The sequence below is a fragment of the Sphingomonas bacterium genome (genome assembly GCF_028289855.1).
Classification (GTDB): Bacteria; Pseudomonadota; Alphaproteobacteria; order Sphingomonadales; family Sphingomonadaceae; genus Sphingomonas.
This window is the reverse complement of the sequence record NZ_JAQGKZ010000100.1, coordinates 1-22,087: the sequence shown is the minus strand read 5'-3', so window position 1 is coordinate 22,087 and position 22,087 is coordinate 1. Positions and strand designations below refer to the sequence as shown.

The 22,087-nt window shown below is 65.2% G+C and carries 18 protein-coding genes; 11 read left to right on the top strand and 7 right to left on the bottom strand.

Annotated elements, in window-relative coordinates:
• Positions 1–40: 40 nt before the first annotated feature.
• A complete protein-coding gene (gene ccmC / locus JWM94_RS11480) occupies positions 41–766 on the bottom strand; it encodes a heme ABC transporter permease CcmC (RefSeq protein ID WP_299426759.1) in 726 nt (241 codons plus the stop codon).
• 90 nt (positions 767–856) lie between these two features.
• Here ccmC and hemC point away from each other — a divergent pair, with 90 nt between their 5' ends.
• From hemC to hemE, 3 genes are read left to right on the top strand one after another with little or no spacing between them, the layout of a single operon-like run.
• Complete coding sequence (hemC, locus tag JWM94_RS11475) at positions 857–1,732, top strand: hydroxymethylbilane synthase (protein WP_299426756.1); 876 nt, start codon at positions 857–859, stop codon at positions 1,730–1,732.
• A gap of 21 nt (positions 1,733–1,753) precedes the next feature.
• Positions 1,754–2,596, top strand: a complete 843-nt coding sequence (gene hemF / locus JWM94_RS11470) for an oxygen-dependent coproporphyrinogen oxidase (RefSeq protein ID WP_299426754.1) — start codon at positions 1,754–1,756, stop codon at positions 2,594–2,596.
• Positions 2,587–3,612: a uroporphyrinogen decarboxylase gene (gene hemE / locus JWM94_RS11465; protein ID WP_299426751.1), complete on the top strand. Its 1,026-nt coding sequence runs from the start codon at positions 2,587–2,589 to the stop codon at positions 3,610–3,612. Before hemF ends, hemE begins: the two co-directional genes overlap by 10 nt.
• Here the strand turns inward: hemE and JWM94_RS11460 are convergent.
• The 5 genes from JWM94_RS11460 to bglX all read right to left on the bottom strand — a co-directional run bounded on the left by JWM94_RS11460 (position 3,609) and on the right by bglX (position 10,317).
• Positions 3,609–4,736: a DSD1 family PLP-dependent enzyme gene (locus tag JWM94_RS11460; protein ID WP_299426748.1), complete on the bottom strand. Its 1,128-nt coding sequence runs from the start codon at positions 4,734–4,736 to the stop codon at positions 3,609–3,611. The two genes, hemE and JWM94_RS11460, sit on opposite strands and share 4 nt — an antisense overlap.
• Before the next feature lie 101 nt (positions 4,737–4,837).
• Complete coding sequence (locus JWM94_RS11455; RefSeq protein WP_299426745.1) at positions 4,838–5,608, bottom strand: hypothetical protein; 771 nt, start codon at positions 5,606–5,608, stop codon at positions 4,838–4,840.
• Between the two features lie 261 nt (positions 5,609–5,869).
• The gene (locus tag JWM94_RS11450) at positions 5,870–6,652 is read right to left on the bottom strand and encodes a hypothetical protein (protein ID WP_299426742.1); all 783 of its coding nucleotides are present in this window, start codon (positions 6,650–6,652) and stop codon (positions 5,870–5,872) included.
• 308 nt (positions 6,653–6,960) lie between these two features.
• Complete coding sequence (locus JWM94_RS11445) at positions 6,961–7,734, bottom strand: hypothetical protein (RefSeq protein WP_299426739.1); 774 nt, start codon at positions 7,732–7,734, stop codon at positions 6,961–6,963.
• Positions 7,735–8,046: 312 nt separating this feature from the next.
• Complete coding sequence (bglX, locus tag JWM94_RS11440) at positions 8,047–10,317, bottom strand: beta-glucosidase BglX (protein WP_299426736.1); 2,271 nt, start codon at positions 10,315–10,317, stop codon at positions 8,047–8,049.
• Positions 10,318–10,665: 348 nt separating this feature from the next.
• Here bglX and JWM94_RS11435 point away from each other — a divergent pair, with 348 nt between their 5' ends.
• Positions 10,666–13,743: a TonB-dependent receptor gene (locus tag JWM94_RS11435; protein ID WP_299426733.1), complete on the top strand. Its 3,078-nt coding sequence runs from the start codon at positions 10,666–10,668 to the stop codon at positions 13,741–13,743.
• A gap of 54 nt (positions 13,744–13,797) precedes the next feature.
• Here JWM94_RS11435 and JWM94_RS11430 read toward each other — a convergent pair whose 3' ends face one another.
• Positions 13,798–15,330, bottom strand: coding sequence for a tryptophan halogenase family protein (locus JWM94_RS11430; RefSeq protein ID WP_299426730.1), 1,533 nt, complete (start codon positions 15,328–15,330; stop codon positions 13,798–13,800).
• Between the two features lie 131 nt (positions 15,331–15,461).
• On the opposite strand from JWM94_RS11430, the gene JWM94_RS11425 reads away from it, so the two are divergent.
• The 7 genes from JWM94_RS11425 to JWM94_RS11395 all read left to right on the top strand — a co-directional run.
• Positions 15,462–16,535: an ABC transporter ATP-binding protein gene (locus tag JWM94_RS11425; protein ID WP_299426727.1), complete on the top strand. Its 1,074-nt coding sequence runs from the start codon at positions 15,462–15,464 to the stop codon at positions 16,533–16,535.
• Entirely contained in the window at positions 16,535–17,518 is a 984-nt protein-coding gene (locus JWM94_RS11420; protein ID WP_299426725.1) for a LacI family DNA-binding transcriptional regulator, read from the top strand. The genes JWM94_RS11425 and JWM94_RS11420 overlap by 1 nt, the downstream gene beginning before the upstream one ends.
• Positions 17,511–18,917: a glucoamylase family protein gene (locus JWM94_RS11415; protein ID WP_299426722.1), complete on the top strand. Its 1,407-nt coding sequence runs from the start codon at positions 17,511–17,513 to the stop codon at positions 18,915–18,917. The genes JWM94_RS11420 and JWM94_RS11415 overlap by 8 nt, the downstream gene beginning before the upstream one ends.
• Positions 18,914–20,164, top strand: a complete 1,251-nt coding sequence (locus JWM94_RS11410) for a sugar ABC transporter substrate-binding protein (protein ID WP_299426719.1) — start codon at positions 18,914–18,916, stop codon at positions 20,162–20,164. The genes JWM94_RS11415 and JWM94_RS11410 overlap by 4 nt, the downstream gene beginning before the upstream one ends.
• A complete protein-coding gene (locus JWM94_RS11405) occupies positions 20,161–21,036 on the top strand; it encodes a carbohydrate ABC transporter permease (RefSeq protein WP_299426716.1) in 876 nt (291 codons plus the stop codon). The genes JWM94_RS11410 and JWM94_RS11405 overlap by 4 nt, the downstream gene beginning before the upstream one ends.
• Positions 21,033–21,848 carry a carbohydrate ABC transporter permease gene (locus JWM94_RS11400; RefSeq protein WP_299426713.1) on the top strand — a complete coding sequence of 272 codons (816 nt, stop codon included), beginning with the start codon at positions 21,033–21,035 and terminating at the stop codon, positions 21,846–21,848. The genes JWM94_RS11405 and JWM94_RS11400 overlap by 4 nt, the downstream gene beginning before the upstream one ends.
• Positions 21,849–21,856: 8 nt before the next feature.
• A partial coding sequence (locus tag JWM94_RS11395; RefSeq protein ID WP_299426710.1) for a hypothetical protein occupies positions 21,857–22,087 on the top strand: 231 nt, incomplete at its 3' end.

Genomic DNA, 22,087 nt, shown 5'->3' with positions numbered 1-22,087 from the left:
ACCGTGACAACATAGGCCGCACTGACGAACGACCAGCCGCTCATGCCGCTGCCATCCGGCGCATCCGCGCTTCGACCTTGGTCGAGGCGAGGATCGTCCGCATCCGCATCAGCACGATGCCGGCAAAGAAAAGTGTGAACCCACCGAGCGTGAACCAGAGCGGCCACAGGATCGAGGCGTCGATGCTCGAACTCGTCAGCCCGATGCTCTGGCCCTGATGCAGCGTGTTCCACCACACCACCGAATAGCGGATGATCGGCAACAGCACCGACCCGGCCACGCCGTAGATCGCGGGAATGCGCCCATCGCCGCCGCGGTCTTCGTCGGCGCGGGCCAGCGCCATATAGCCGAGATAAACGAAGAACAGCAGCAGCATCGACGTCAGCCGCCCGTCCCATTGCCACCACGTTCCCCAGGTCGGCCGCCCCCAGATAGACCCGGTGGCGAGGCACAGGAACGCGAACAACGCGCCAGGCAACGCGATCGCCCGCGCCGCGACGTGCGCCAGCGGATGCCGCCAGACCAGATAGGCGATCGACGCCAACGCAACCCCGCTCCACCCGCCCATGCCGAGCCACGCGGTCGGGACGTGGATGTACATGATCCGTACGGTGTCGCCCTGCAGGTAATCGGGCGGCGTCTGTGTCAGCCCGGCCCAGGCACCGAACGCGATCAGCGCGACGCCCGCCCAGAACAGCACCGGCGTCAGCGGTCGCGCGATCTTGAGGAATCGCGTGGGATTGGCGAAGGCATGGAGACTGACCACTCAGCGGCAATACGCAAGATCGAAGCTTTAATCCACGTCCCGCTTGCGCCGAACTTGTCGAAGCGCCGCGGCTTCGTCATGAGCGTGGTCATGACCAGCATTCGTCTCGGCACCCGCGGCTCGCCGCTCGCGCTCGTCCAGGCGGGGATGGTGCGCGATGCGTTGATCGCCGCGCATGGCATCGCGGTCGAGATCGTTGTGATCCGGACGACTGGCGACAAGGTGCAGGACCGCCCGCTCGCGGAGATCGGCGGCAAGGCATTGTGGACCAAGGAGCTCGACCGCGCGCTGCTCGACCGCGAGATCGATTGCGCGGTGCACTCGATGAAAGATGTCGAGACGATTCGCCCGGCCGAAATCGCGATCGCCGCGATGCTGGAGCGCGCCGATGTGCGCGACCGGATCATCGGCGCGACGTCAGTCGCCGAACTGCCGCATGGCGCGACCGTCGGCACCAGCTCGCCACGCCGCGCGGCGCAATTGCTACGGCTACGCCCCGATCTGGAGATCGTCGGGTTTCGCGGTAACGTCGATACGCGGCTCGCCAAGCTGGCGGCGGGCGAGGCCGACGCGACCTTGCTGGCGGCGGCCGGGCTCAACCGGCTTGGGCGCCCCGATATTGGCACCGCGATTCCGCTCGACGTAATGCTTCCCGCCCCGGCACAGGGTGCGGTCGGGATCGAGGTGCGCGCCGACGACGACACGGAACGCGCGCTATTCGCACCGCTCGACCATGCCCCGACGCATGCGCGCGTGCTGGCCGAGCGCGCGCTGCTCGCCGCGCTCCACGCCGATTGCCATTCGCCGGTCGCGGCGTTGGCGGGCGTGGATGGATCGATCCGCGCCGAATTGTTCACTGAAGACGGCAGCGAACATGTCGTGGGCGCGGGGAGCGATCCGGCGGCGCTGGCGCACGACTTGCTGACCCGTGCGCCCGATACCGTCCGCCGGTTGTTCGCGGCCTGATCTTTCGCCTAGGGACACCGAATGCAACCGCTCGACGACGAACAATCGGCCACCCGCACGTGGTTCGAACACCTCCGCGACCTGATCTGCGCCGAATTCGTCGCGATCGAGCGCGAGGCGGGATCGGACACCGACTTCGACTATATCGCGTGGGACCGCACCGACCCCTCTGGCGAGCCCGGCGGCGGCGGGGTGCGCGGGGTGATGACGGGCAAGGTGTTCGAGAAGGTCGGCGTCAACGTCTCGACCGTCGGCGGGACGTTCGAGGGCGAGTTCGCCAAGTCGATCCACGGCGCCGCCGAAGACCCGCAATTCTTCGCCACCGGGATCAGCCTGGTCGCGCACATGGCCAACCCGCACGTCCCCGCGGTGCACATGAACTGCCGCTTCCTCGTTACCACGAAGCGCTGGTTCGGCGGCGGCGCCGATCTCAACCCGCCGCTGCCGCAAGCCGAGGATACCGACGATTTCCACGCGACGTTGAAGGCGGCGTGCGACCGGTACGACGAAGGCTATTATCCGCGCTTTGAGAAGTGGGCCGACGACTATTTCTACATCCCCCATCGCCAAGTCCATCGCGGGGTGGGCGGTATTTTCTACGATCATCTAGAGGGCGATTTCGCCGCGAACCTGGCGTTCACGCAGGATGTCGGGCGGGCGTTCCTCGACGTCTATCCGCGCATCGTCCGCCGCCGCATGGCCGAGCCGTTCACCGACGCCGACATCGCCCAGCGCAATGCGTGGCGCGGGAGGTATGCCGAATTCAATTTGGTCTATGACCGTGGCACGTTGTTCGGGCTGAAGACCGGCGGCAATATCGACGCCATCCTGATGAGCCTCCCCCCGGTGGCGACATGGGCGTGACCCCGAAACTGCTGCGCGTCCTCAAGGGCGAGCGGCTCGACGCGCCGCCGGTCTGGCTGATGCGCCAGGCGGGGCGCTATCTGCCGGAATATCGCGCGTTGCGGGCGGAGAAAGGCGGCTTCCTCGATCTCGCCACCGACCCAGAAAGCGCGACCGAAGTGACGCTTCAGCCGATCCGCCGCTTCGGGTTCGACGGCGCGATCCTGTTCTCCGACATCTTGATGGTGCCGTGGGCGCTGGGGCAGGATTTGAGCTTCGGTGCGGGCGAAGGGCCGATACTGACCCCAGCACTCGTCGATCATGCGCTCGACGGCCTGACGCGCGTGCCCGAGCGGCTCGATCCGGTATATGCCACGGTACGCCGCGTCGCCGCCGCGCTGTTACCGGAGACCACCTTCCTCGGGTTCGCCGGATCGCCGTGGACCGTCGCGACCTATATGGTCGCCGGGCACGGCAGCAAGGACCAGGGCGAGACGCGCCGCTTCGCCTATCGCGACCCGGCGGCGTTCGCGCACATCATCGACACGATCGCCGAGCTGACCGTCGATTACTTGTCGAAGCAGATCGAAGGCGGCGTGCAGGCCGTGCAATTGTTCGACAGCTGGGCGGGCAGTTTGAGCCCCGCGCAGTTCGAGCGCTGGGTTATCGCCCCCAATGCGCGGATCATCGCCGCGCTGCACACGCGCCACCCGGATACGCCGATGATCGGCTTCCCCAAGGGCGCGGGCGGCAAGTTGCCGGCTTATGCCAACGAGACCGGCGCCGATGCGATCGGACTCGACGAGACGGTCGATCCCGAATGGGCGAATGCGGTGCTGCCTGTAGGCGTGCCCGTACAGGGCAACCTCGATCCGCTTGCCTTGATTACGGGCGGCGAGACGCTCGACGCCGCGATCGATCGCGTGCTCGCGGCCTTCCCCGGCCGGCCGCACGTCTTCAACCTCGGCCACGGCATCCTGCAGGACACGCCGATCGCGCATGTCGAGCAATTGCTCGCGCGCGTCCGCGCCCGCTAGGCCGACCGCCCCCGCGCGGTGACGGGCCAGATCGCGACCAGCGTATCGCCGCGCACGACGTGATAGGCATCGTAGAGATTGACCGTCGGGTCGCAATGCGGGGTCATCGCGGTCAGGCGCGCGCCGAGCGCGGGCGGCGACGCGCCATCGGGCAAGATCACTGCGCCATGCTCGTCGCCCATGAACCGATAGGAGCTGCCCACCGGCGCGCCCGCCATGATCACGGGCACACCCGCCTCGGTCGCGAACGCTTTCAGCCCGGCGTCGAGCGTCGCCATCCCCGGATGATTGGCACTGATGACCCGCGTATCGGCCATCAGTGCGGTCGCGAACGCCGTCCCCAGGTCACAGTCGCCATATTCGCGATCCATGAAGATGTAGGACCCGACCTGAAGTTCGGTCAGCACGCCGAGCGCGCCGTCGATCCGGTGGGTCCCAGTGCCGCCACCGGTCACTACTGGCGGTGCCAGCCCGGCATCGGCCAGCGCGGCGATCACGGTTTGCAGATACATGGTACGGTCGGTGATCGCGGCGCGGCGGTCGGCGAAGGCGGGGATATGCTGGTGCGACCCGCAATAGAATTGTACGCCGCCATAGGTCAGTTGCGGCGCGTCGGCGATCGCTCGCGCCAGTGCGACCGCATCCCGCGCCGACGCGACGCCGGTGCGGTGGACGCCGGGATCGATATCGACCATCACGCGGATCGCGCCGCCTTTATTGGCGGAAGCTAGCGCGGCGACGGCTTGCGGATGGTCGGCGACCAGCGCGAGGTCGGGCATGCGCCCGGCGAGCGCCGTCAGCCGCTCGATCGCAGGTAAGGTAACGACGGGCGAGGTCAGCAGGATCGACTCGATCCCTTCCGCCGCCAACGCCTCCGCCTCGCCCAGTTTGGCGCAGCACAGCCCGACTGCGCCCGCCGCGACCTGTATGTGCCCGATATCGGCGCTTTTGTGCGTCTTGGCATGCGGGCGAAGCGCGACGCCGGCCGCCTGCCCGAACGCCGCCATCGCCGCGATATTCGCCTCCAGCGCGTCGAGATCGACGATCAAAGCAGGCGTGTTTAGCCGGTCGCGCGACCCCGGCTGGCCGATCAGATGGGCGTGCAAATACTGGCTGGGCGTCATCGCGCCATCCTGCCCCGGTCTCTACCGAACACAAAACAAAACCGCCCCCGCGGCGGGCGGGAGCGGTTCTGCATTAATGCCGACTGGGCCGGCGCCAGCGCTTACTGCTTGGCAATCGGCGTGGGCGCATCCGTCGCAGTGCCATTGAGCACGTTGTCGCCATAGGAATTGACCACACCGCCGCTCACCAGATTGAGCGACTTCGGGGTCCCCACGATCTCGGTGTTCTTGATGTCGGCCGAATTACCCGCACCCGTGACGGTGATCCCGGCCACCGCCGCGACATGGATCAGCGAGTTGTAGACTTTGGCTTTCGCTGTCACGCCGCCGGTGCTTGCGACCGACACGCCGGTTTCGCAGTTGAACAGTACCGATGCGCGCACAACAACGCGGATCTGGGCGCCCGAATTGATCGATACGCAGCTGCCGCCAGCCGCGGCGAAATCGCGAATGGCGGTATTGACGATCAATACGTCGCGCGCCGACAGGATCCTGATGCCGTTGAGCCCTGTGCCAGCACCTTCGAGATCGAGCCCGTCGATGATAACCTTGTCGGTCGCCGCGGCGTTGATGATGATTCCGTTCGTGCCGAGCGTCGCGAGCACGCCAGTCTCTTCGCCGTCTCCGCGCAGCGTGATCGACTTGGTAATCGATACAGCACCATAAGGTCCGGGATCGAGCGCATTGATCTCACCGCCCGCCGCGGTCTTCGAAATGGCACCCGCAAAAGTCTTGCACGGCGCGGTGCGCGAGCACGGATTGACGTCGTCGCCGACCCCCGACACCCAGGTCCGCGTCGCCTGCGCCATTGCCGGGCTGGCCGCGAGCAGAGCGACCGCCCCAGCCAGCACCTTCATCACCATCGTCTTCATCGTCGCTCTCCCCTTCGCGCTCCAACGGACGACCCCTCCGCCCGCGGACGCTGTGAATATTGCAACGGGAGGATATCGCTTGCGAAAGCCCCACGCCGTTTCGACTCGCGCCTCTCAGGGCACCTTGAGCGGAGGCTATCAGTCAATTCGCTATGGTCAAATACCGCTTAACGACGAAAGCCGCCCCGCCAATTGGCGGGGCGGCTTAGGCATAGCGACCGTCGGCGGCGCAGCCGCCGATCGGAATCTTAGCGCCGGAACTCAGCTCTGCGGGACGGGCGCGGCCGCGTCGCTGGCCGATGTCCCGATCGAATTGTTCCCGAACGTCGTCGCCACGCCGCCCGATTGTAGGTCGAGGCCCTTCGGCGAGCCGTACATCTGGTTCGCGCTAATCGAGACGGTATTGCCGGCACCCGACACCTGGATGCTCGACGTCTGATTGGAAGCGAACAGGCTCCGCGAAACCTTCGCGCTGCCCTGACCAGTCGAATTGTTGATCAGGACGCCGATCCCGTTACTGACAAGGCTCGAATTGTCGATGGTAACGCGCGCCTTTTCGGCACCGCAGATGCAGACGCCGGTCGGGAATCCGCGGATCGATACATTCAGGACAATGACGTCACGCGCGGCGATCACGTTTATGCCGTTGATCCCCGGACCGACCGTCTGATTGAGCCCTTCGAACTCCAGCCCTTGGATAACGACTCTGGCGTTCGGATAGGTCGCCGAACTGATGTTGACGGTGATTCCGGACTGACCCGACACGAGAATGCTGCCAAGGTCGCCATCCGACTTGAGCGTGATCGGCTTGGTGATCACCACGCCGCCGAACCCGCCGGGGTCGAGCACGTTGATCTCGCCGCCCGCGGCAGTCTTCGAAATAGCCCCGGCAAAGGTCTTGCACGGCGCGGTGCGCGAACACGGATTGACGTCGTCGCCCACGCCCGAAATCCAGGTCCGGGAGGCCTGCGCCATCGCCGGGGTGGCATAAACGCTAAATGCGGCGATCGCGACCGCGATCATCCTGACTAACAAATTCCTCATCTGCCATTCTCCGATACAGCGCCGTTGGGCGACCCTGCAATTGGGCCAACGGACGGTTTAAACAGGAAGAAATCGTCGCGCGAAAACCCCCGGCCTCAATAAAGACTCGCCTTCTACGGGCGACTGGATTGACGAAGGCTAGCAGTCATCCCGCCATGGTCAACGATACATTCATCGTGATTGTCGTGAGCGTCGAAAATCGCGGGAAATCATATGGTTCGAAAAGAAAAACCGCCCCCTGCCACGTGACAGGGAGCGGTTCTTCGTCTTGGTCGTAGAGTTCCCGCGAGAAATCCGCCGAAAGTCGATCAGCCTCTGGGAATGATCGTCGGCGCGTCGCCGCCGGGCGACAACACGTTGTCGTTGTACGAACTGATCGTCCCGCCCGCCTGGATGTCCAGCGACTTCGGCGTGCGAATGATCGTGTTGCCGGAAATCTCCGCCTTGTTGCCGGCACCCGATACCGTGATGCCCGACGTCGATCCGCCAGTGATGAGCGTGTTGTAGACGCGGGCGGCACCGTTTCCGCCGGTCGAAATCACGTTGACGCCCCGGGTGGCGTTGACGATCGAGCTTCCGTCGACCGTCACCGAAATCTGGGTGGTTCCGTTGACCTCGATCCCCGCGTTCGAGAAGTTTTGGATGATCGAGTTGACGATGACGACATCGCGTGCCGATACGACCCGTACGCCGGTGGTACCCAACGTCGTACCCGCGCCGTTGATGCTTAGACCCTTGAGCACGACCCTGGCGGTGCCGGGGGTTGCCGATGTGGAATCGTTGATGTTGAAGCCGATGGTGCCGGACGCCAACACGCTGCCGAACGTGCCGGTGCAGTCGATCGTGATCGACTTGGTAATGGTCAACGTGCCGAACCCGCCCGGATCGAGGCAATCGATCTCACCAGGCGACGCGGTCTTCGAAATCGCGCCCGCGAATGTCTTGCACGGCGCGGTGCGCGAGCACGGATTCGCGTCGTCGCCGACACCCGACACCCAGGTCCGGGTGGCCTGCGCCATCGCCGGACTGGCCACGAACATGGCGACCATCGCCGCCATCAATGTTACAAACAATCTCTTCATTTCCGCTCTCCATTGACGTCCGCTGGACGACCCCTCATCGGGCCAGCGGACGGATTAAACATCTCGAGCGGGAAGATATCGCGTCGCGAATGCCTCCCGGCCCTGAAAGACTCGTGCCTCTGAGGACACGTTCGTCGCGGAGGCTATCACTCATTTCGTCGTGGTCAAAGACCCGTTAATCACAAATCGTCGCCGGCCGCGCCCAATTCGCGATCCAGTTCGCATGCGGCGGCACTATAGTTGCGGCAGATCGACCTTGCCGTTGCCGATGCAGCAACTAAAAAATTGATCCGTCAGATAGTTGGACAAATATCAGCGACCGGGACTTAAAATGAATCGAGCCGGTACCCCGCCGGTCGCCGACGGCGCGATCCACACGTCGAACGCGCCAGGTTCGGCGTAACTCTTGCGGTCGGGGTGGACGAAGCCGAGATCGGCGCGCGTCAGGGTGAAGCTGACCGTCGCGGCCTGGCCGGGATCGAGGTCGATGTGCCTGATCCCTTTCAACGCGCGGATCGGTTGGGTCAGGCTGGCGACCTTGTCGTTGATATAGAGTTGCGCGACCTCATGGGATCGCCGTTTGCCGGTGTTGGCGATCGTCGCGGAGACGGTAACCGACCCGTCCCACGGCATCGTCGCGGCGCTGACCCCGGTTGGCGAATAGGTTGCACTCGAATAGGTCAGGCCGTGGCCGAACGGATAGAGCGGCTCGTCGGTCACTTCGCGGTAGCGCGCCTTGTAGTTCCTGTCGTCGGTGAGTTGCGGCCGGCCGGTGCGGCGGTGGTTGTAGTAGAACGGCTCCTGCCCCGACGCTTGCGGGAAGCTGACCGGCAGGCGGCCCTGCGGCGCGTAGTCGCCGAACACCAGGTCGGCGATGCTGTTGCCGGTTTCGGAGCCGAGGAACCACGTCGCCATGATCGCCGGCGCCTCGAGAACCGCGTCGGCCAGCGCCAGCGCGCGGCCGTGGCGCAGCAGTATGACGATCGGCTTGCCGGTCGCCGCCACCGCCCCGGCCAGCGCCATTTGCGGCGCCGGTATGCCGATATCGACGCGCGCCTGCGCTTCGCCCGACATGCTCGCGCTTTCGCCGAGCATCAGCACGACGACGTCGGCATCCTTCGCCAGCCGCACCGCCTTGTCGATCTCCCCGTCGATCAGCGCTTCGTAATCCGACCCCCGCGTGACGCTCAGCTTCGCCTTGTCGCCAAGCGCGGCGCGGAAACCCTCCTCGACCGTCACGCAGCTGTCGATGTCGGGAAAGCTCGCCCAGGGACCCGGATAATCGCCTTTCTGCGACACGGCCGGGCCGATCAGCGCGATCTTGCCGCGCTTCGCCAGCGGCAGCAGATCGCCGTCATTCTTGAGCAGCACCACCGATTTGCGTCCCGCTTCGCGCGCCAGTGCGATCGCGTCCGGCCGCCGCACGTCGCGCTGCTCGCGCGCCGGGTCGAGCGACCGGTAGGGGTTGTCGAACAGCCCGAGCGCCTTCTTGACCGACAGCACCCGCCGTACCGCGGTATCCACCACCGCCATCGGCACGCGGCCCGCCTTCACTAGATCGGGCAAATGCTTCCAGTACAGCCCCGATTGCATCGACATGTCGCACCCCGCGGTCAGCGCCTTGACCACCGCATCGGGGCCGTCGGCGGCGTAGCCGTGAAGGATCAATTCCTCCTCCGACGTGTAATCGCTGACCACCAGCCCCTTGAACCCCCACTCGCCGCGCAGGATATCGGTGAGGAGGTAATGGCTGCCGGTCGAAGGCACCCCGGCAATGTCGTTGAAGCTCGACATCGTGCTGAGCGCGCCCGCATCGAACGCCGCCTTGAACCCCGGCAAATGCACTTCGCGCAGCGTCGTGTCGGGAATGTCGGCGGTGTTATATTCCATTCCGCCCTGCACCGCGCCGTACGCCGCGAAATGCTTGGGACAGGCGAGCATCGAGGTTTCATCTTTCAGGCTCGCGCCCTGAAATCCCTGCACACGCGCCTTCGCAAACTGGACGCCGAGCCACGGGTCCTCGCCCGACCCCTCGACCACACGCCCCCAGCGCTGGTCACGCGCAACGTCGACCATCGGCGCGAAGGTCCACATGATGCCCTTCGCCGTCGCCTCGACCGCCGCGGCGCGCGCGGTGCGCTCGGCGAGGCCCGGATCGAAGCTGGCCGCCTCGCCGAGGGGCACCGGAAACGTCGTCTTCATCCCATGAATCACGTCGCCGGCGAAGATCAGCGGGATTTTGTGCGGCGACTGCTCGACCGAGACCTTTTGCAGCTCGCGCCCCGCCACCGTGCCGATGCCGTTGAACAGCCCGACCATCTCGCCGCGCGCGATCCGTGCCTTCAGCTGGTCCATGCTCTGCGCGACCAGCCCCGGATTGACTCCCGGACCGTCGGTGCGCGCGGGGTCCGAATAGATCGACAACTGTCCGGCCTTTTGCTGGACGCTCATCGTCCGGATCAACCGTTCGATGAACGGATCGCTCGCGGGTGCTGCCTTGGCCATAGCCGGGAGGGCAGCGGAAACGAACGCGACCGCGGAGGCACCCTTCAGCAGGTCGCGGCGGGATGGGGAGGAAATCACGGCAGCACTCTCCTGGCAAACATTCCGGCGCGACCAGCCAACACCGTCGCGCCGAAGCATAGTGCGACATTGGCGCAACACCGCCCCTCGCTTTTTCTGCTTGGCGAATGCGCATGAAACCGATTACTGTGCAAGCCATGGAACCGGTTACGCAGCCCGAAAGAGGCTGGACGCCGACCATTCCGGCATTGCCGCCGGACGCAGAGAGGATCGAACAGGCGTGACTACCGCCGCCATCACAGCTCTTCCATTCTGCTTAACGGGCCACCGGCACGAGCGCTCACTGCGCCCGGGTTTCAACTCCATTCAACGACCAGCGGCGAAAAATGCCGTGCGCAAAGGGAAGTCATGATGAACAAGGTGATGAAAGCGAGCCTGCGGGCGGCGCTGGCGACGACCATCCTGACCGGAGGCGCGGTGATGATCGCTGCGCCGGCCGCCGCGCAGACCACATCGACCATTCAAGGCCATGTCGACGGCGCCACCGACGGCACCACCGTCGTCCTGACGGATACGACCACCGGCCATCAGGACACGGTCAAGGCCGATGCCAACGGCGATTACATCCTCGTCGGAGCGCGTCCGAGCACCTATCGCGTCGCTTCGGGTGACAAGTCCGTCACCGTCGTCGTGCCGCTGGGTCAGGTCGTGACCGCCGATCTGGTCGCCGCGGCGGATACCACCAAGGACATTGTCATCACGTCGTCGCGCGCCCGCGATGTGCGGACGCCGACGGTCAGCACCAACATCTCGCGGTTCCAGCTCGAAAACTTGCCGAACGGCGACCGCAACTTCCTGAATTTCGCCGCGCTGGCGCCAGGGGTCACCGTCTCCCCGCCGACGCTCGGCGGCCGCGCCCGCCAGGTGCAGGCCGGCGGCATCAATTCGGACAATACCAATACCTTCATCGACGGCATCAGCATCAAGAATCTGGTCAACCACGGCGGTACGCTGGGGCAGAATTATTCGTCGGGGAACCCGTTCCCGGCTTCTGCGGTCGATCAGTTCGATGTCCAGACGCAGAATTTCAAGGCCGAGTATGAGCAAGCCGGTTCGGCGGTGATATCGTCGATCACCAAGACCGGCGGCAACACTTTCAGCGGCGAACTCTTCGGCGAATGGCAACCCAAGGCCTTCATCAGCCGCAACTATTTCGATCGCCCGGGCAAGGTGAACAACGCCACCGCCCCGTATGCGGTCAAGCCCAATTTCGACGCGAAATATTACGGCGGCAATCTGAGCGGCCCGATCATCAAGGACAAGCTGACCTTCTTCCTCGATTTCGAAGGCACCAAGAAGACCTTCGCGTCGAGCGATATCAACGTCTATGCGGGCAATCTGGGCGCGCTTCCCGCCCCCGCGGCGGCCTACGCAGCAACCGCCCGATCGCAATATAACGGCAGCTTTCCGGCGACGTTCAACGAGAAGCTGTATTTCGGCAAGCTGACGTTCTTCGCGACACTGCGCGACACGATCAACGTCAGCGCGTTCATCCGCAACGAGCGCAATCTGCAGATCAACGGCGGCGTGACGACGACCGACGCATCGACCAACAACCGTAACAACGAATGGCGCTATCAGCTCTCCTGGAACCATCGCGGCGACAATTGGCTCAACGAATTCACGCTGGCGCGCGATGCCGCGGCGAACGGATCGGTCCCCAACGTGGCGGGTCCGTCCTATGTCGTGACCTATGGCGGCTGCACCGTCTTCAACGCGGTGACGTGCCCGACGCCGAACGTGCCGAATACCGGCAATTCCCGCGTGCTGATCCTCGGCGGCACCAATTTCGCGCAGGACGATCATCAGTATCAGACGCTGATCAAGGACAATCTGACGTTCTTTGGCGGCCAGCACACCGTCAAGACCGGCTTCAAGGTCAATTTCACCAAGTTGCAGCGGCTTGAGAACAACAACGGCAGCGGCACCTATTTCTTCGACGCCAACACGTTCACCGGGATCGGCGGCGCCACCTCGATACCGTATGCGGGCTCGATCAACAGCGCCGTGGTCAAACCGGTCACGGCCAAGAACACCGAGATCGGCCTGTTCATCCAGGACGACTGGAAGCCGGACGACCATTGGCAGGTCAGCGCCGGACTGCGCTGGGATTACGAATCAAATTCGCGCAACGAGCAGTTCGTCACGCCCGCCGCGATCGCGACGGCGTTGCGCGCGTATCCCGGCTGGGCGGCGGCCGGCATCAACCCGGACGACTACATTTCGACCGGGAACAATCGCAAGGGCTTCTACGGTGCGTTCCAGCCGCGGCTGGGCATTTCCTATGACGTCAAGGGCGACCGCGATCTCGTGTTCACGGTCGGGGGGGGGCGTTACTATAACCGCTCGCTGTTCATCGATTCCGCGATCGAGACGATCAAGGACATGTACGAATCGGTGGCCACCATCAACACGCCGCCGAACTGCACCATCCCGAGCACAGGTTGCGTCGCGGTGATCCCGACGAACCCCGAGCAGCTGCGCGCGCTGGCCGCGATGCAGGGCGGCGAAGTGCACTTGCTCAACAACAATACCAAAGTGCCCTTCTCGGACGAATTCGACGCCTCGGTCAAAAAGCGGTTCGGGCGCGTCAACACATCGATCACGTTTTCCTATATCCGGTCGCACAACATCTATCAGGAAGTCGTCGGCAACCGGCTCCCCAACGGAACCTACAGCCCGGGCGGCAATCCGATCTACGTCTATAACGGCGTGCCTTATTCGGACGGCATCTTCTACGGCGGCTCGGCCATCTTCAACGCGCCGCTGCCGGGGTTCGGCAGCATCTTCATCGGCAACAGCGACGGCAAGGCGAGCTATGCCGCTTTGTACCTTCAGGCCGACAAGCCCTATACCGATGCGTCGGGCTGGGGGTTCAGCACGACGCTGACCTTGTCGAGCGCGCGGTCGAACGACACGCGCAACACCGGATCGATCGGCGATCCGTTCAACTTCGACGCGCCGACGATCGGCCAGCAAGGCTGGGGCAATTCGAATGGGCTCGAGCGCTGGCGCTTCGTGGCGACCGGCACCGTCAAGCTGCCGTTCGACATCCGCGCCACGACGTTCGTGACGCTGGGCTCCGGGCCGTCTTACGGCGGCGTGGTGTGCAACGTGCCCGCCACCGCGCCCGGCGGCGGCGGATGCTATACGACCAATTTCGGCATCTATCGGCCCAAGGGCATCGGTTACAAGAACGTCGATTTCAACATTACGAAGACGTTCAAGATGCCGTTCGCCAAGAACCAGGAACTGACAGTCTATTTCCAGGCGCTCAACGCCTTCGACTTCGTCAACCGCAACTATTCGATGTGGGGTGGCGGTTTCCAGGCCATCGGTGGCCCCGGCCCGACGCTCGCGCCGGATACGGGCAGCGTGGCGAGCCAGGGACGCAACTTCAAGATCGGCGCCCGGTACAAGTTCTAGGTGTAAGAGGGCGGGCCACGTCGGCCTGCCCCTTCCCCCGCCCGCCGACGCGCATCAGGCGGCGATCGGCGGCGCCTTGCAATGCTGATCGATGAAGGCGGCGTGGTCGGGCATGCGCGCCGCGACATCGGCGATCACTTCCTCAATATCGGCCAGGAACGGCGTCCGCACGTCGGCCGGCATCAGCGCCGCATTGGGATCGTATCCCATCGCGAACCCCTGCCCCAGCAAAACCTGTACCCAGCTTTCCACGCGGAACAGTTCCGCCGCCGCCCGCTTGTAAAAGCGGCCCGATGACGCGAACAGGTCGAGCCGCTCGGCCAGGCTGTCGGGGATCGGCATGTTCCTGAGATATCGCCAATACGGCGTGTCCTCGCGCTCGGTCACTTTGTAGTGGGCGACGATGAAATCGCGCACGTCGGTGAATTCGAAATCGTGCTGGCGGTTGTATTCGGCGATATCGGCGGCGGCGAAACCGCGGTGCGGGAACAGCCCCAGCAGTTTGATGATACCCGTCTGGATGAGATGGATGCTGGTCGATTCGAGCGGCTCGAGAAATCCGGACGACAGGCCGATCGCGACGACGTTCTTGTCCCATGCCCTGGCGCGTTTGCCCGGGCGGAACCGCACCGGACGCGGATCGGCCAGCGGCCTGGCGTCGAGGCCGGCGAGCAGCACCGAGGCTGCTTCATCGTCCGAAATATGATTGCTCGAATAGACGTGGCCGTTGCCCGTGCGGTGCTGGAGCGGAATCCGCCACTGCCAGCCATTATCGCGCGCCGTCACGCGGGTGTAGGGCGTGAGCGGCTCGACTCGCTCGCACGGCACCGCCAGCGCGCGATCGTTGAGCAGCCACTGGTTCCAGTCCTCGTAGGCCACGCCGAGCGCCTCGCCGATCAGCAGCGCGCGCATCCCCGAACAGTCGACGAACAGGTCGCCCCCGACCGTTCGCCCGTCGGCCATCACGACGTGCGCGACATGTCCGCTCTCGCCGTCGAGCGCGACATCGACGATCCGCCCCTCGATCCGCTCGACCCCCTGCGCTTCGGACCGCGTGCGCAGAAAGCGCGCGAACAGCGACGCGTCGAATTGATAGGCATAGTCGATCCCGGCGAGCGGAGAGAGCGGGTTGCGCGGGTCGGGATAGGTAAATCTGTTCTGCCGCGCGGCCAGGCAATTGAGCGCATAATGATCGAAATGCCGGACCGCGCCCCCGCCCCCCTCGGCCCGCGCACGCAGCCATAATTGGTGCGTGTGCAGCCACATGAAGTCCTGTCCAATCTTGCCGAAGCCGTGGAAATAGCGGTCCGTGCCGTCGCGCCAGCCGACAAAGTCGATCCCGAGCTTGAACGTCGCCTGGGTCGCGCGGATCATTTCGACCTGATCGATTCCGGCCAGAGTGTTATAATCCCGGATCGCGGGGATGGTTGCCTCTCCCACCCCGATAATGCCGATCTCGTCCGATTCGATCAGCCGGATGCGATAGCTCTGGAAAACGTGCGACAGCAACGCCGCGGTCATCCATCCCGCCGTGCCGCCGCCAACGATGATGACGGTCTTGATCGGTTGGGGCGCGGCGTCGGTCATCCTGTCCTCCCGTGGCGCCTCGGCCGGGCGTCCATACGCCACCTTAACGTGGCGAGCACGCTTGCGTAAACGGTTACATCATCGTTAGGCTGGCGCGCACAGACCGCATACCGGCTGGCCTGGGAGAGAAGATGGCGACGGTGCGCCTGAACCAAGCGGTCAAGAACTTCGGGCCCGTCGAGGTGTTGAAGGGTATCGACCTCGACATTGACGACGGCGAATTCGTCGTGTTCGTCGGACCGTCGGGATGTGGCAAGTCGACCTTGTTGCGTAGCATCGCGGGGCTAGAGGCGCTGAGTGCCGGATCGATCGAAATCGACGGCCGCCGGGTCGATAAGGTGCCGCCGTCGGACCGCGGAATCGCGATGGTGTTCCAGTCCTACGCGCTCTACCCGCACATGAGCGTGCGCGAGAATATGGGGTTTGCGCTCAAGCTGGCCGGGCGGTCCAAGGCCGACGTGGCGGAGGCGGTCGCCACGGCCGCGAAGACGCTCGACATCGAGCATCTGCTCGATCGCCGTCCCAAGGAATTGTCGGGCGGGCAGCGCCAACGCGTCGCGATCGGCCGCGCGATCGTGCGCGAGCCCAAGGTGTTCCTGTTCGACGAGCCGCTGTCGAACCTCGACGCCGCGTTGCGGGTGCGCATGCGCTACGAATTCGCCAGCCTGCATGCGGCGCTCGGCACGACGATGATCTATGTGACGCACGACCAGGTCGAGGCGATGACGCTGGCTGACCGTATCGTCGTGCTGAACGGCGGGGTGATCGAGCAGGTCGGCACGCCCGATCAATTGTACAGCGCGCCGGACACCTTGTTCGTCGCCGGCTTCATCGGCGCGCCGACAATGAACCTGTTACCTGCGGTGGTCGCCGGGCCCAGCACTGTGCGGCTGGCGGGTGGGCAAGTGATCGAAACCGCGATCGATACCGGCGTGCTCCCGACCGGCGCAGCCGTGACTCTGGGCATACGGCCCGAGAATTTGCGCGTCGTCGGTAGCGACAACGCGCTGACCGGGGCGGTGCGAATGATCGAATCTCTGGGATCGGCGCATCACGTCCATCTCGCGGTCGAGGGGCTGGCCGACCCACTGGTCGCCTCGCTAACCGAGCGACCGGCGGACGACACGCTGACTGTGTCATTGCCGCGCGAGGCACTGTTGATGTTCGACGCCGACAGCCGCGCGATCCGGAAGGGGAAAGCATAATGTCGACCATCACCATCCGCGATGTCGCGCGCCGCGCCGCCGTATCGGTCGCCTCGGCCAGCCGCGCGCTCAACAATCACAGCAACGTGACCCCGGCGACGCGCGACCGCGTGCTCGCCGCGGCGCGCGCGCTCGATTACGTACCGCATCTCGGCGCGCGCAGTTTGTCGCGCGGGAGGTCGAACACGATCGGTGTGGTGCTGCCCGATCTGTTCGGCGAATTCTTTTCGGAGATCATCCGCGGGATCGATTACGCCGCGCACCAGCGCGGCCTGCAATTGCTGCTGACCAACATGCACGGCAGCGCCGAGGATACCGAAGCCGCGATCCGCGCGATGCGCGGGCGAGTCGACGGTCTGTTGGTGATGTCGCCCCAGGTCGATGTCGACTTTCTCGGCCGCAGCTTACCCAAGGGGCTGCCGACGATCGTGATGAACGCCGCTGCCGACGGGGTGCACCCGACGATCGCGATCGACAATCTTGCCGGCGCGCGCGAGGCGGTCGCGCATCTGGTCGATCAGGGCTGTCGGCGGATCGCGCACATCGCCGGGCCGCGCGGCAATGCCGATGCCGACGCCCGCCGCGCGGGTTTCGAGGAAGCGACCGGCGGCAAGGGAACGGTGATCGAAGGCGATTTCACCGAAGCAGCCGGGATCGCCGGCGCGCGCCGCATCCTGGCCGAGTGTCGCGACGTGGATGGGGTGTTCGCAGCCAACGACATGATGGCGGTGGCGTGCATGGCGACGCTGGCCGAGGGCGGGATGCGCGCGCCGGCCGACGTCGCGATCATCGGCTTCGACGGCGTGCCGATCGCGCAATATGTCACGCCTGCGCTGTCGACGATGGCGCTCAACCTCGCCGAACTGGGCGAGCGCGCGGTCGAGCGGCTGATCGCCGCGACCGAAAACCCCGACGCGCCGCCGTCGACCGAAATGATGGTTCCGCACCTCGTCGTCCGCGCGTCGAGCCGCCGCCATGCTTGATCGCCGCCAGTTGCTGCTCGGCGCGGCAGCGCTGGGGGCGTGTTCGAAGGACAGCGCTGAAAAGCTCGTGCGTACCCCCGCGCCCGCGCCGCGCCCTGCCGATTTGATCGGCGACGTCCAGCGCCGCAGCTTCGCCTTCTTCTGGGACCGCGCCAACCCCGCTAACGGCCTGATGCCCGACCGCTGGCCCTCGCCCAGCTTCTCCAGCATCGCCGCGACCGGCTTTGCGCTGACCGCCTATCCGGTCGGGGTCGAGCATGGCTGGATCACCCGGCAACAGGCGGCCGAGCGCATGCTGGCGACGTTGCGTTTTTTCTGGAACGCGCCGCAGGGACCGGGCGCGACCGGCGTAAGCGGCTACAAGGGCTTCTTCTACCACTTCCTCGACATGCAGTCGGGCTCGCGTTTCAGCCGCTGCGAATTGTCGTCGATCGACACCAGCCTGCTGCTCGCCGGGATGCTGTTCGCCGCGGAATATTTCGACCGTCCCGACGAAGCCGAGATCCGCGACCTGGCGCACAATATCTACGCGCGCTGCGACTGGCGCTGGTTCCAGCAGGCCGACAAGCGCGTGTCGATGGGCTGGCACCCGGAGAGCGGGTTCATCGAACGCCCGTGGTTCGGCTACACCGAGGGCCAGATCCTCTACATCCTCGCGCTCGGCGCGCCCGATCTCGCGCTGGGCCGCGACGCGTACGACGCCTGGTGCTCGACCTATCCCGACAGCTGGCGCGGCAGCGGGGCGAACCGCTGGCTCGCGTTCGGGCCGCACATGGCGCACCAATATACCCAATGCTGGGTCGACCTGCGTGGGGTGCGCGATGCGCCGATGCGCACGGCGGGGTTCGACTATTTCGAGAACAGCCGCCGCGCGACCTATGCCCAGCGCGCCTATGCCATCGCCAACCCCGGCGGGTGGACCGGCTATGCGAAAGACATCTGGGGACTGTGCCCGTGCGACGGCCCGGCCGACATCGCGATCGGCGGCCGGCAGTTTTACGGCTATGCCGCGCGCGGGCCGGTCGGCCAGCCCGACGGGCTCGACGACGGGACGATCGCGCCGACGGCGGCGGTTGGCTCGCTGCCGTTCGCGCCCGAGATCGTCGAGCCGGCCACGCGTGCGCTCCATACGCGCTATGGCGGTGCGATCTACGGCCAGTACGGCTTCGTCGATTCGTTCAACCCCAGCTTCACTGCGCGCGACGTCGCCGTGCAGCACGGGCGCGTGACCGCCACGGCAGGCTGGGTCGACGGCGACTATCTCGGCCTCGACCAGGGCCCGATCGTCGCGATGATCGAGAACCACCGCAGCGGGCTGGTCTGGGACTACATGCGCAAATCACCGGCGATCAGGGCCGGTCTGCAGCGCGCCGGATTCACCGGCGGATGGTTGGGATGAGGCTGCTCGCGGTCTTCCTGATCCTACTCCTCGGCTCGTGCACCGCCGCGCCCGGCAAGACCGTGCTCGACGTCTGGGCGATGGGCCGCGAAGGCGAAGTGATCGGCGAACTCATCCCACAATTCGAGCGCGAGAATCCCGGCGTCACGGTGCGCGTCCAGCAACTCCCGTTCACCGCCGCGCACGAGAAATTGCTGACCGGGTTCGTCGGCGATGCGATGCCCGACATGGCGCAGCTCGGTAACAGCTGGGTGCCCGAATTCGCCGCGTTGGGCGCGCTCGAGCCGCTCGACGCGCGCGTCGCCGCGACTCCCGCTATGCCCAAAGCCGACTATTTCCCCGGCATCTGGGAGTCGAACGTGATCGACGGGACGCTCTACGGCGTGCCGTGGTACGTCGACACGCGATTGCTGTTCTACCGCCGCGATATCCTGAAGCAGGCCGGCTTCGACCATCCACCACGCGACTGGGGCGAGTGGCGACGACAAATGGTCGCGATCAAGCAATTGGTCGGGCCGAGTAAATACGCCGTTTTCCTTCCGCTCAACGAATACGAACCGCTCGAAATCCTCGGGCTGCAATCGAGCGACCCGATGGTGACCGATGGCGCGAAGGGCAATTTTCGCAGCCCCGGTTTCCGCAGGGCGCTCGATTTCTACCTCGGGCTGAGGCGCGACCGCCTCGCACCGGTCGTCGCAAATACCGAGATCGCCAATGTCTGGGACGAGTTCGACCGCGGCTTCTTCAGCTTCTACATCACCGGCCCGTGGCAGATCGGCGAGTTCAAGCGCCGCTTGCCCGCGAACCGCCAGAGCGAATGGATGACCGCGCCGATGCCCGGGCCAGATGGTCCGGGTATGTCCAATGCCGGCGGGTCGAGCCTCGTCCTGTTCAAGTCATCCACGCACAAGGACGCGGCGTGGAAACTGGTCGCGTATTTTTCGCGGCCCGACGTCCAGGTTAAGTTTCACGCACTGACCGGCGACTTGCCGCCGCGCCGGAGCGTGTGGGCGACCCCCGCGCTCGCCAACGATCCCTATGCCCGCGCGTTCGGCGAGCAGCTCACCCGAGTCCGCGCGACGCCAAAGGTGCCCGAATGGGAGCGGATCGGCGACGTGATCAAGGCCGTCGGCGAACAAGCCGCGCGCGGCCAGATCAATGCCGGCCAGGCCGCCGCCGCGCTCGACAAGCGCGCCGACGAAATCCTCGCCAAGCGCCGCTGGATGCTGTCGCGAGGCCGGCGATGAACCGCGAAGCCGCCGCCTGGGGGTTCGTCGCGCCGGCGCTCGCCGCGCTGGCGCTGTTCTTCTTTCTGCCTGTGATCGCGGCGCTGATGCTGAGCTTCACCGATTTCGACATCTACGCACTGGCCGACATCTCCAACCTCCGCTTCGTCGGTCTCGACAATTACCTCCAGTTGCTGCGCACGCCGTTGTTCTGGACGGCGCTGGGCAACACTGCGTGGTTCGTCGTGCTCGGCGTGCCGCTGTCGATCGCGATGTCGCTCGCCGCCGCCCTGCTGCTCGACAGCAAGCTCGCGCGGTTCAAGGGGTTCCTGCGCACCGTCTATTTCGCGCCGGTGGTGACCACGCTCGTCGCGGTCGCGGTGATCTGGCGCTATTTGCTCCACACCAAATACGGGTTGGTCAATTGGGTTCTCGGCGGGATAGGCGTCGGGCCGATCGATTGGCTCGGCGACCCGCATTGGTCGATGCCGGCGATCGTGCTGTTCGCGGTGTGGAAGAATTTCGGCTACAACATGATCATCATCCTCGCCGGTCTCCAGACCATCCCCGAGGAACTGCACGAGGCCGCGCGTATCGACGGCGCGAGCGCCTTCCAGCGGCTCCGCCATGTTACCTTGCCGGGCCTCGCGCCGGTGCTGCTGGTGGTGTCGATCCTGACCATGGCGGGCTATTTCCAGCTGTTCGCCGAGCCCTATGTGATGACGCAGGGCGGGCCGAGCGAGAGCACCGTCAGCATCCTCTATTTCATGTACGAACAAGGCTTCAAATGGTGGAACCTGGGGTTCGCCTCCGCGGTCGCGTTCGTGCTGTTCGCGATCCTGTTCGCGCTGACGATACTGCAATTGCGCGTGTCCGAACGGTGGACGCGATGAAGCGCGGACGCGTTCTCACCAATGCCGCCCTGTGGGCGATCGCGCTTTTCGCGCTGGCGCCGCTGGCGTGGATGGTGTCGGTGTCGTTGATGGCGCCGGGCGAAGCCTCGAGCTTCCCGCCGCCGCTGCTGCCCGCGCACCCGACGTTCGCCAACTTCATCGGCCTATTCGCCGATACCGACATGGCGCGTTACCTCGCCAACAGCTTGGTGCTGGCGGTGCTCGCAACCGCCATGTCACTGACCTTCAACGTCACCGCGGGCTACGCCTTCGCCAAGCTGCGTTTTGCCGGGCGCGACCGCATCTTCCGTTTGCTGCTCACCGCGCTCGTCATCCCGGCGCAGGTGGCGATGATCCCGCTGTTCCTGATCTGCAAAATGCTCGGCGTGGTCGACAGCTTCGCCGGGGTGCTGATCCCGTCGATCACCTCGGTATTCGGCATCTTCCTGGTCCGCCAATATGCGCTGTCGATACCCGACGAGATGCTCGAGGCGGCGCGGATCGACGGCGCGAGCGAGGCGCGTATCTTCCGCTCGATCGTGCTGCCGACGCTCAAACCGATCCTCGCGACCTTGGCGACGTTCAGTTTCCTCGGCTCGTGGTCGGATTTCCTGTGGCCGCTGATCATCCTCAACGACAGTAGCAAGCAGACCCTCCCGGTCGCGCTCGCAAACCTGTCGCGCGAGCATGTCCAGGACGTCGAGCTGATGATGGCGGGCAGCGTGGTGACGCTGCTGCCCGTGTTGCTGCTCTTCCTGTTGCTGCAGCGCTACTACATTGCCGGGCTGATGGCGGGGAGCGTGAAGGGATGAAGTGGATCATGGCATTAGCCGCGCTGGCGAGCGTCGCCGCGACCAAGGCACCCCGGATACCATTGCCGCCGGAGGGGGTGCAAACCGCCCAGCCCGCGCCCGTCGGTGGCTATCCTTATCAGCTGTTCCTGCCGCGCGGTTATGGCGTCGACGCCAACCAGCGATGGCCGTTGGTGATCTTCCTCCACGGGTCGGGCGAGCGCGGCACCGACATCGAATTGGTCAAGAAGAACGGCCCG